This window comes from Kitasatospora sp. NPDC056138, from assembly GCF_042264695.1.
In the GTDB taxonomy this organism is placed as follows: domain Bacteria; phylum Actinomycetota; class Actinomycetes; order Streptomycetales; family Streptomycetaceae; genus Kitasatospora.
The window spans coordinates 119,733-129,951 of sequence record NZ_JBHJVK010000014.1 but is presented as its reverse complement, the minus strand read 5'-3'; the positions used below and the strand labels follow the sequence as shown (position 1 = coordinate 129,951).

Annotated in this window: 11 protein-coding genes; 1 reads left to right on the top strand and 10 read right to left on the bottom strand. The window is 73.4% G+C overall.

The window, feature by feature from the left end:
* Window positions 1–63: 63 nt before the first annotated feature.
* The 8 genes from ACFC1R_RS12640 to ACFC1R_RS12605 all read right to left on the bottom strand — a co-directional run bounded on the left by ACFC1R_RS12640 (window position 64) and on the right by ACFC1R_RS12605 (window position 7,049).
* Window positions 64–549 (bottom strand): hypothetical protein, encoded by a 486-nt coding sequence (locus ACFC1R_RS12640; protein WP_375937058.1) that lies wholly within the window; start codon window positions 547–549, stop codon window positions 64–66.
* Between the two features lie 321 nt (window positions 550–870).
* Entirely contained in the window at window positions 871–3,054 is a 2,184-nt protein-coding gene (locus ACFC1R_RS12635) for a PQQ-binding-like beta-propeller repeat protein (RefSeq protein ID WP_375937055.1), read from the bottom strand.
* Between the two features lie 98 nt (window positions 3,055–3,152).
* Complete coding sequence (locus tag ACFC1R_RS12630) at window positions 3,153–3,458, bottom strand: 4a-hydroxytetrahydrobiopterin dehydratase (RefSeq protein ID WP_375937052.1); 306 nt, start codon at window positions 3,456–3,458, stop codon at window positions 3,153–3,155.
* Entirely contained in the window at window positions 3,455–3,655 is a 201-nt protein-coding gene (locus ACFC1R_RS12625) for a DUF1272 domain-containing protein (protein WP_375937049.1), read from the bottom strand. Before ACFC1R_RS12625 ends, ACFC1R_RS12630 begins: the two co-directional genes overlap by 4 nt.
* Before the next feature lie 51 nt (window positions 3,656–3,706).
* Window positions 3,707–4,465, bottom strand: coding sequence for a sulfite exporter TauE/SafE family protein (locus ACFC1R_RS12620; protein ID WP_375937046.1), 759 nt, complete (start codon window positions 4,463–4,465; stop codon window positions 3,707–3,709).
* A 187-nt stretch (window positions 4,466–4,652) separates the two neighbouring features.
* A complete protein-coding gene (locus tag ACFC1R_RS12615; RefSeq protein ID WP_375937043.1) occupies window positions 4,653–5,702 on the bottom strand; it encodes an SPFH domain-containing protein in 1,050 nt (349 codons plus the stop codon).
* Window positions 5,703–5,712: 10 nt separating this feature from the next.
* Window positions 5,713–6,135 (bottom strand): NfeD family protein, encoded by a 423-nt coding sequence (locus ACFC1R_RS12610; protein WP_375937040.1) that lies wholly within the window; start codon window positions 6,133–6,135, stop codon window positions 5,713–5,715.
* 122 nt (window positions 6,136–6,257) lie between these two features.
* Entirely contained in the window at window positions 6,258–7,049 is a 792-nt protein-coding gene (locus ACFC1R_RS12605) for an ABC transporter ATP-binding protein (RefSeq protein WP_375937037.1), read from the bottom strand.
* A gap of 202 nt (window positions 7,050–7,251) precedes the next feature.
* Here ACFC1R_RS12605 and ACFC1R_RS12600 point away from each other — a divergent pair, with 202 nt between their 5' ends.
* On the top strand, window positions 7,252–8,052 hold the full coding sequence (locus ACFC1R_RS12600; protein WP_375937034.1) for a hypothetical protein: 801 nt from the start codon (window positions 7,252–7,254) through the stop codon (window positions 8,050–8,052).
* A gap of 181 nt (window positions 8,053–8,233) precedes the next feature.
* On the opposite strand, the gene ACFC1R_RS12595 is transcribed toward ACFC1R_RS12600, so the two are convergent.
* Together ACFC1R_RS12595 and ACFC1R_RS12590 are read right to left on the bottom strand one after the other, a co-directional pair.
* Window positions 8,234–8,872: a response regulator gene (locus ACFC1R_RS12595; protein WP_375937074.1), complete on the bottom strand. Its 639-nt coding sequence runs from the start codon at window positions 8,870–8,872 to the stop codon at window positions 8,234–8,236.
* A 1-nt stretch (window position 8,873) separates the two neighbouring features.
* Window positions 8,874–10,043: a GAF domain-containing sensor histidine kinase gene (locus tag ACFC1R_RS12590; protein ID WP_375937032.1), complete on the bottom strand. Its 1,170-nt coding sequence runs from the start codon at window positions 10,041–10,043 to the stop codon at window positions 8,874–8,876.
* Window positions 10,044–10,219: the final 176 nt, after the last annotated feature.

The window sequence follows — 10,219 nt, the reverse complement described above, 5'->3', positions numbered from 1 at the left end:
TCCCGCGTCGCGGGAACCCGGGTTCGGTCGGTGCCGGGACCGTCCTGCTCGAACGGGACCGGCCTACTTGAACCAGTAGCGCACGCCCTTGTGGTGCGAGCAGGTGCCCTGGGGAGTCGCGCTGGTCGAGACCGAGCCGTCATTGCACTCGGCCATCTCGCTCTGGCTGACGGGCGTCCGGCCGGCGTCCCAGCCGCAGGTCCCGGTGGTGTGGGACCCGCACGATCCGGCCGCCTTGGCGGCCTCCGGCTCGTCGGCGGCGGTGCTGCTCGGCGCGGGTTCGGGCTTGCGGACGGTGGTCGGCGACTCGTGGGCCGGCGAGGACCGGGGCTGCTCCGGGGTGCTGCTCGGCATCGGCACGGCGCTCGGGGAGGCCGACTCCGAGCCCGAGGCCGTGGCAGGGGCCGTAGCCGATGCCGATGCCGTGGCGCTCGTAGCGGTGCCCGCACCTGCGGCGCTGCCGGCCGAGCCGTCGTCGGGTTCGCATGCGGTGGCGAACAGAGCCAGTACGGCCAGCGAGGCCGCCCCCACCATCCGGGCAGTTTTCACACGTGCTCCAAGTCAGCGCTTCGCCGGGGCCGTCGAGTCGACCGACGCCCCGCCCCACCCACACCTGCCCGGACGCGCGGACCGGCGTGGACACCGCCGCCGCCAGGGTGTCGACAGTGCGCCGGGCTGGAGATGATCCCGCACTGTCCGGGCACACAATATGTCCACACCCGCGACCGGCGCCCGGAAACGATCGGATTGACTGATCGGATCGACCGACGGGACGGCGTCCGGCCGCCACCCGTCCGAAAACGCGAGGACCTCCGGCCCGGTGGGGTGCCGAGGCAGCCCCACCGCGCCGGAGGTCGTGGCGCCCGGTGACTAGCCCTTGGCCTGGAAGGCCGTGGCGGTACCGAAGTTGGCCGAGTGCTCGGGCACGGCCACCACCTTCTCGCCGCCGATCAGGACCCGGCCCGAGGTGAGCAGCAGGCCGGTCCCCTGCGGGTACGCGCCACCGGTGGACTCCTGACCGCCAGTCAGCGCGAAGCGGCTGAGGTGGGCGGGCTGGTCCAGGCGCTCGTCGACGGCGAGCATCAGCGCGCCGTTGTCGATGCCGACCGCGCGGGCCTTGCCCTTCTCCTGGGCCGCGGTCTTCCAGAGCGGCTTGCCGGTGCTCAGGTCGTACGCGGTCACGGCGACAGGGCTGCCCTCGGCCGGCGTCAGCGTGGTGACCATGGTGTGGCCCTGGAAGAAGACGCCGGGAGTCGCGCTGAAGCTGCCCCGGGCGACGTCGAGGCGGCCGCCGTTGCCCGAGACCGGGATCTCGGTGGCCGGGTCGCCGTTGACACCCCAGGCCAGTACCCGGTCATCGGTGGGGCTCTGACCGGTGGTGAGGACCACGGCGGGTTCGGCCGACAGGACGGTGACGGTCTTCGGAGCGTTGTTGAGCCCGCGCCACCACTTGACCTTGCCGTCGGCGGCGTTGAGCGCGACGGCCTGCATGTTCGGGTCGCTGTCGGCACAGCTGCTGCTGAGCAGGACGGTGTCGCCGTTCGCACCACCGGACAGGGTGCAGAACTTGCCCTGGCCGGTGTACTGCCAGGCGTCGCTGCCGTCTGCTGCCGCCCAGGCCCACGCCTTGTCGTCGCCGACCGCGATCACCTTGTCGCCGCTGACCGCGACACGGGCGGAGTACGGGTCCTTGGTGTCCGAGAGGGTCTTGGTCCAGGCCGTCTTGCCGGTCTTGGTGTCGATGGCGGCGAGCAGGGTGCAGGGGCTCTTCGGGTCGGCCTGCGGGCGGAACAGGGCGACGCCGAGGCCGTTGCTGTTCACGGTGGGCGAGAGGCCGCAGGCGGCCGCGTTGTCGGCCGGCGGCGCCACCGTCCAGGCGGGCTTGCCGTCGGCCAGCGCGTACGCGTGCACGCCGGTGCTGTCGGCGCGGACGGCCGTGGCGGCGAGCAGCCAGCTGCCGACCAGGGTGTCGTCGGAGCCGGCCGATCCGGCGGCTGCGGGCTGGGCGGTCCAGGCCTTGGCATGGGCGACCGCGAACGCCTTGGCGGCGGCCGGGTCCTCGGTGGCTCCGCCGCCGCTGCCGCTGCCGCTGCTGCCGCCGGTGGCCAGGAAGGCGGCCGTTATCAGGACGAGGACCGCCCCGGCGCCGGCGCCGGCGCGGATGGCGAGGGTCCGTCGGCCGGGGCCGTGCTCGGCCGAGACGACCGCGGCGAAGGCGGACCTGGCGCGGTCGGCGAGCGAGCCCTTGCCCTTGCCGCCGTCTGGGCCGGTGTCCCCGCCGTGGTCGCCCTGCTGCGCCCCGGGACGACCGCCGGGCCCGGTCGGCGAGGGGCCGCCGGCCGCGTCGTCGGACACGGCGGGCATGGCGGTGGTGGCGAGCTGCTCGAACGGGGTGAACGCGGCCGGGTCGAACGCGGCGGTGGGCGGGCCCTGGTCCGGGTCGGCGCCGCCTCCGGAGGCCGGCACGGGAGGCAGCTGCTCGGTCGGGTCGGCGGGGTGCTGCTGGTCGAAGCCGTAGTAGCCGTTGTCGGTGCCCGCCGGGGCGTACAGCTGCTGCTCGGCGGCCGGGTACTGGCCGTAGACGGAGTCGGCACCGGCGCCGCTGCCGGGCGCGGTGGTCCCGAACGGGTCGTAAGCGGGGGCGGTCCCGAAGGGTGCGTTGTCGGTGGCGGGCGCGCCGGGTGCGTAGAAGCCGTCCTGTCCGCCCGGCTCCTGCTGCTGGGCCCCGGTCTGCCACGGGTCGGTGTTCGGGGCGGCCCAACCGGGCTGGCCGGGCAGTCCGTGCTGCTCGGCGAAGCCCTGTTGCTCGGCGTAGGACTGCTGCTCCGGGAAGCCCTGGTGCTCGGCGAAACCGTGCTGCCCGGGAAAACCCCGCTGGTCGGGAAAGCCCTGGTGCTCGGCGAAGCCCTGCTCGCTTCCCGCGTACGGCTGCTGCTGACCGCCGTACCAAGGGTCACCGGCCGCCGCCGACTGCTGCGGTGGGTACCAGGGCTGCTGCTGGTAGTCGTACCCGATGGGCTCCTGCCCAGCGGTCCCGGAGTGGTCCTGAGCCATGCGTCCCGTCCGTCCGACTGCGTGCGACAAGCCGCCAGCATCTCATGTCGGTGGAGGCGTACCGCCCGGAACCCTGGGCTCCGGGCGCTGACCCGGGCTCAGGATTCGGCGCGCACGGCCTCGTCGATCCGGGCGGCGAGGGTGAAGTCGAGGCTGGTCAGACCACCTTCGCTGTAGGTGAGGAGGACGAAGCGCAGGGTCCGCCAGCGGATGTCGATGTCGGGGTGGTGGTCCATCTGCTCGGAGGTCACGGCGATCGAGTCCACGATCCTGATGGCGGCCGGGAAGCTGGCCGCCTCGACGGTCCGGACGATCGAGTTGCCCTCCCGGCTCCAGTCGGGCAGCGCGGTGAGTCCCGCGGCGATCTCGTCCTCGGTCAACAGGGCCGGGCGTCCACTGCTCATGGTGCTGCTGCCTCTCCTCGGTCGGCCGCCCGGCGCGGACGGACCACCAGCTCACCGCCGCAGTTGGGGCAGTCGGCGGACATGGCCTCGGTGCAGTCCGGGCAGAAGGTGCACTCGAAGGAGCATATGAAGGCCGCCGCCTGCGCGGTCAGCGACACCTCGCAGCGCTCACAGATCTCGCGCATTTCCAGTGCCATGACGGCCTCCTGGTTCAAGTGGTCCGGTACGGAGCGGCGGCCGACGGCGGGTCAGCCGACGAGCAGCCGGGTGACGGCGATCAGACCGACCGCCACGATGATGCCGCGCAGCACGGGCGGCGGCAGCCGGCGGCCGACCTTGGCGCCGATCTGGCCGCCCAGCACCGAACCGGCGGCGATGAGCAGGACGGCCGTCCAGTCGAGGTGCGAGGTGAAGAGGAAGAAGACGGCGGCGACACCGTTGACGATCAGCGCGAGCACGTTCTTGGCGGCGTTCAGCCGCTGCATCCCGTCGTCGAGCAGCATGCCCATCAGGGCGATCAGCAGCACGCCCTGGGCCGCGCCGAAGTACCCGCCGTAGATGCCGGTGAGGAAGACCCCGAGGAGCAGCACCGGGCCGACCTCGGCCGCGGCGCCGTCGCGCCGGCGGGCGGCCATCGCGCGCGCCACCCTGGGCTGGACGACCACCAGGACCAGGGCGAGCAGGATCAGCACCGGGACGATCGTGTCGAAGGCACCGCTCGGCAGGGTGACCAGCAGACAGGCGCCGAGCAGCCCGCCGAGCAGGGAGGCGGTGCCGAGCCGGAGCAGCCGGGGCCCCTGGCCCGCGAGCTCGCGGCGGTAGCCGATGGCGCCGCTGAGCGAGCCGGGGACCAGGCCGAGGGTGTTGGAGACGTTGGCGGTGACCGGTGGCAGGCCGAAGGCGAGCAGCACCGGGAAGGTGATCAGCGTGCCCGAACCGACGACCGTGTTGATCGTCCCGGCGCCGACCCCGGCGGCCAGCACGGCCAGCCCCTCCCAGAACGTCATGTCCGAACCCCTCGCTCGCCCCTGTCGCGCTGATCTTGCAGCAGCGGGCGGTGCGAGGGCCAGCGGTATCCGGCATCCGGAACGAACGTCACACCGGGCCGGACGGCCGCCGGACGCGGACCCGCCCCCGGACGGGTCCGGGGGCGGGTCGAGGGATCACGGCCGGATCATGGCCGGATCAGGACGGTCACTCGGGGTCGATCGTGGGGTACTCCCGGGTCGGCTCGACCCGCGGACGGGCGGCGCCCTTCTCGGTGTCCACCGGGCGCGGCCCGGCGGGCGGGGTGACGGACGGGCGTCCGGCCGGGTCGAGCGGCACCTGGGTGGCGGCCGGGGCGGCGGCGGCCGGGCTGGCGCCGTTGCCTCCGGTCAGACCGGTGAAGGCGCCGCCGAGGCCCTTGAGCGCGTCACCGACCTCGCTCGGGATGATCCACAGCTTGTTGGAGTCGCCCTTGGCCAGTTCGGGCAGGGTCTGCAGGTACTGGTAGGCGAGCAGCTTCTGGTCGGCGTCGCCGTCGTGGATGGCCTCGAAGACCGTGCGGATGGCCGCGGCCTCACCGTCGGCGCGCAGCACGGCGGCCTGGGCCTCACCCTCGGCCCTGAGCACGTCGGCCTGCTTCTCACCCTCGGCGCGCAGGATCGCCGCCTGCCGGGAGCCCTCGGCGGTGAGGATCGCGGCGCGCTTGTCACGGTCGGCGCGCATCTGCTTCTCCATCGAGTCCTGGATGGAGGTCGGCGGCTCGATCGCCTTCAGCTCGACGCGGTTGACCCGGATCCCCCACTTGCCGGTGGCCTCGTCCAGCACGCCGCGCAGGCCCGCGTTGATGACCTCGCGGGAGGTCAGGGTCGACTCCAGGTCCATCGAGCCGATGATGTTGCGCAGGGTGGTGACGGTGAGCTGCTCGATCGCCTGGATGTAGCTGGCGACCTCGTAGGTGGCAGCGCGCGGGTCGGTGACCTGGTAGTAGATGACGGTGTCGATGTTGACCACCAGGTTGTCCTGGGTGATCACGGGCTGCGGCGGGAACGGGACGACCTGTTCGCGCAGGTCGATCCGGTTGCGGACGGTGTCGATGAACGGCACCACGATGTTGAGGCCCGCGTTGAGGGTCCGGGTGTAGCGGCCGAAACGCTCCACGATGGCCGCACTGGCCTGCGGGATCACCTGGATCGTCTTGATCAGTGCGATGAAGGCCACCACGACCAGGACGACCAGCACGATAAGGACGGGTTCCACGGAGTCTCCCCTAGACGACCAGGGCGGTTGCGCCCTGGATTTCGACGACATCGACCTGCTGGCCCGGTTCGTACACACTGCCGGGGTGGAGCGCCCGGGCCGACCAGATCTCCCCGTTCAGCTTGATCCGCCCGCCCTCCCCGTCGACCTGCTGCTGGACGACCGCGGTGGCGCCGATCAGCGCCGCCGTCCCCGTCCGGATCTCCGGTGCCTGGCGCAGCTGCCGGTAGGCGATCGGCCGGACGAGGACCAGCAGTGCGACGGAGACCCCGACGAAGATCAGGAACTGGAGCACCACACCCGCCCCCAGCCCGGCCGCCAGTGCGGCGGCACCGGCGCCGACCGCGAACATCGCGAACTCCGGCAGCGCGGTGAGCACCAGCGGTATGCCCAGACCGACGGCGGCCAGCAGCCACCAAATCCAGCTCTCCACAGATCCATCCTAGGTACGGGGAGACTCTTCCGGCGTAGGTTCCCGCAGGTGGATGGGCGGAAACCGGTCGTGCGTACGACCGGTCCCGGTTCGGCCCGATTCAGTTGTCCCGATGCCCGGTCTCAGCCGAGCGGCAGGCCCTGCGCGGTCCAGCGGTCGCCGCGCCGCTCCAGGGTGAGCGGCAGGCCGAAGCAGAGCGAGAGGTTGCGGGCGGTCAGCTCGGTGTCGATCGGACCCGCGGTCAGCACCTTGCCCTGACGGATCATCAGGACGTGGGTGAAGCCGGGGGCGATCTCCTCGACGTGGTGGGTGACCATCGCCATCGCCGGGGCGTACTCGTCCTGGGCCAGCGCGCCGAGGCGACGGACCAGGTCCTCGCGGCCGCCGAGGTCGAGACCGGCGGCGGGCTCGTCGAGGAGCAGCAGCTCGGGGTCGGTCATCAGGCCGCGGGCGATCAGGGTGCGCTTGCGCTCGCCCTCGGAGAGGGTGCCGAACTTGCGGTCGACCAGGTGCACCATGCCGAGCCGGTCCAGCAGCGCCATGGCGCGCTGCTCGTCGGTGGTCTCGTACTGCTCCCGCCAGCTGACCGTCATGCCGTACGCGGCGGTCAGCACGACCTGGAGCACGGTCTGGTCGGCGGGCAACCGGTCCATCATCGAGGCGCCGGCCAGGCCGATCCGCTGGCGCAGCTCGAAGACGTCCACGGCGCCGAGCTTCTCGCCGAGGATCGCGGCGGTGCCGGTGCTCGGGAAGAGGTAGGTGGAGGCGACCTGCAGCAGGGTCGTCTTGCCCGCACCGTTCGGGCCGAGGATCACCCAGCGCTCACCTTCGGAGATCGACCAGGAGACCTGGTCGATGAGCGCGTGCCCCTCCCGGACCACGGATACGTCCACCAGCTCCAGCACGTCGCTCATGCCTACGCCTTCCCCAATGCAGATTCGGCCGTCCGTGGGACCTGCGCGAAAGGTCCTCGGGGTGCGGTCCACTCGTGTCGACAGTCGGTGCGAGCGGGCAACCCGCTCCGGCCGCCGGGTAAGGCTGGGAGGGGCGCGCCGCACGCAGCACAGCCCCAAACCTACGCCACGCGGATGGCCGAGTTTTCCGTAGGCTGGCCGGATGCTCGCCACACCTGCCGACAATCCGTACGAAGAACCGCGCTCCGGGCGCCTGACCGCTTGGGGCAACGCCCTGCTCGCCGGGCTCGTCCCGCCCGACAACGCCGCCGCGGCGGTGCTCGGCGAGGACGAGACCCACCGGGTCACCGGGCTGCCCGGCGACGCCGACGGGGACGAGCACGGGCTCACCTGGGCGCTCGGGCGACTGCGTGCCCTCGGGGCGAGGGGGCTGCGGCTGGCCCTGCCCGACGCCGGGCACCCGCTGGGGCTGACCGGTCCCGCCGAGTTCAACACGCGGGCGATGGGGGTCGGCGAGGCGGTGCTGGCGGTCGGGCTGCCGATCGGGCTGGTCCCCGAGATCGAGGTGTACGGGCCGGCGGGCGACCAGGCGGTCCGGGTGCTCTGGCGCTGCGGCACCGTCGACGACGGCCCGCCGGCCGGGGTGCCCTCGCTGCACGAGGCCGAGCGCGAGCTCGCGGACGGCCTGCGGGAGGCGACGCTGCTGCTCACCCGGCTGGACGTGGCGGGCGCCGGGCCCGAGGCGCTGCGGGCGCTGGAGGCGTACCGGCGGCGGGGGCACGCGGAGCTGCTCGCGCCCGGGTACTCGCCGCGCGCCGTCCGCGTCCTGGAGTCGGCCCGGCAGATCTCGGCGCTGCTCGCCATCGCCCTGCGCGGTCACGGGGCGGCGGTCAGCGCCTCCGAGATGGCCGCCCGCCGCGAGGTGCTGGCCCCGCTGGTCCAGACGGCCCGCCGCGCGCAGGTCGCCGCCTACAACTCCCTGGTGGACGAGCCCCGCGGCTGACGCCCGGCCGTTCGGCGTCGCTCCGGTGTGCCCTCGGGGCGGGGCGCTGCGCGAATCCGGCGGCGCCGGGCTCGGGGGGCGGCGGCCGTGCACCCCGGTCCGGAGCCGGCCGGACGGGCCCCTGCCGATTCGCGCGGTTCCCCGCACGCCCGGGGCCGCGGTTCCACGACCGGGGACCGCCCTAGGCCTCGCCGTTGCGGACGGCCCACAGCGCGGCCTGGGTGCGGTCGGCGAGGTCGAGTTTCATCAGGATGTTGGAGACGTGGGTCTTGACGGTCTTCTCGGAGAGGTGGAGCGTGCGGGCGATCTCCCGGTTGGAGCGGCCGTCGGCGATGTGGCCCAGCACTTCGCGTTCGCGTTCGGTGAGGGTGCCGCCCCGGCCCTGGGGGGTGCGGGGGCCGTCGCCGGACAGCAGCGCCTCGGCCAGTTCGGGCTGGAGCAGGACGTGCCCGGCGTGGACGGAGCGGATCGCCCCCGCCAGCGCCTCGGGGTCGACGTCCTTGTACACGTAGCCGGCCGCGCCGGCCCGCAGGGCGGGGACCATGGTCCGGTGCTCGGTGAAGCTGGTGACGATCAGGATCCGGGCCGTACTGCCCTGCTCCTTGAGCAGTTTGAGCGCCTCGATGCCGTCCACGCCCGGCATCTTCAGATCCATCAGGACCACGTCCGGCAGCAGCTCCTGGGCTCGCGCGACGCCTTCCGCGCCGTCCGCGGCCTCGCCGACCACCTCGATGTCGTCCTGCACCTCGAGGAAGGTCCGCAGGCCCCGCCGGACCACCTGGTGGTCGTCCACCAACAGGACGCGGATCGCCGACGACAGGTCAGGCACCGGGTACCTCCATCTCCACGACCGTCCCCTTGTCGGGGAACGACTCCAGCACCAGTGTGCCGCCGACGGCCGACGCCCGGTCGCGCATCGACACCAGGCCGAGGTGGCGTCCGGCCCGCCGGACGGAGTCGGGGTCGAAGCCGCGTCCGTCGTCGACCACCCGCAGCACCGCGCCGCGGCCCGGGGTCGCGGTCAGGGTGACCTCCACCCGGCGGGCGTCGGCATGCCGCAGGGCGTTGTGCAGGGCCTCCTGGGCGACCCGCAGCACCGCCGCCTCCTGGCCTGCGGGCAGCGTCCGGACGCCCTGGCTGGTGAACCGGACCGCCGCGCTGTGGGCCCGGTCGAGCAGTTGGACCTGCGAGGCCAGGGTGGCCACCAGGCCGTCCTCGTCCAGTGCGGCCGGGCGCAACTCGACCACCACGGTGCGCAGTTCGTCGGCCGCCTCGGCGGCCAGCCGGGCCACCTCGGCGAGTTCGGCCCTGGCCCTGGCCGGGTCGCGGTCGACCAGGGTGGCGGCGGCCTTGGCGGTGAGACGCAGCGAGAAGAGCTTCTGGGACACCGCGTCGTGCAGGTCGTGGGCGATCCGGGCGCGTTCACCGGCCAGGGTGAGTTCACGGCTGCGCTCGTAGAGGCGGGCGTTGCCGAGGGCGATGGCGGCGTGCGCGGCGAGGATCCGCAGCAGTTCCTCGTCCCGCTCGGTGAAGCCGCGGGCCCGGCCCGCCGGGCTGCGCTTGTTGGCGAGGAAGACCGCGCCGAGGACCTCGTCGTCGTCGATGATCGGCATCCCGAGGAAGTCCTTCATGTCGGGGTGCGCGTCCGGCCAGCCCTCGAAGTCGGGGGCCAGACGGACGTCGGCGAGCCGGGTCGGGTCGAGCCGGTGGAGCATCGAGGCGAGCACGCCGTGCTGGCGGGGCAGCGGCCCGATGGCCTTCCACTGCTCGTCGGTGACGCCGTCCACCACGAACTGGGCGAAGCCGCCGTGGTCGTCGGGCACGCCGAGGGCCGCGTACTCGGCGTCGAGCAGCTGCCGGGCGGAGGCGGTGATCCGGCGCAGCACCTCGCGGACTTCGAGGTGGCGGCTCATCGCGAGGACGGCGGTGCTGACCGCTTCGATCCCGCCGAGGCTGGGGTCGCAGGCAGGTGTGGGCTGGTCGGCGGTCATGTGCCCCACGCTACCGCCGCCCGGGTGTGCCGGGCATGCGGCCCCGGGCGTAGGACCTGCGGCGTAGCCGGCGGGTGCGAAGGGCCCGGTCATGCGCACGGGCGGCCCCGGGGCGTGCGGGGTTGGGCCCCGGCCCCCCGGCCGGGGCGGCGGGGGGGCCCCAGGGGGAGGCCGAC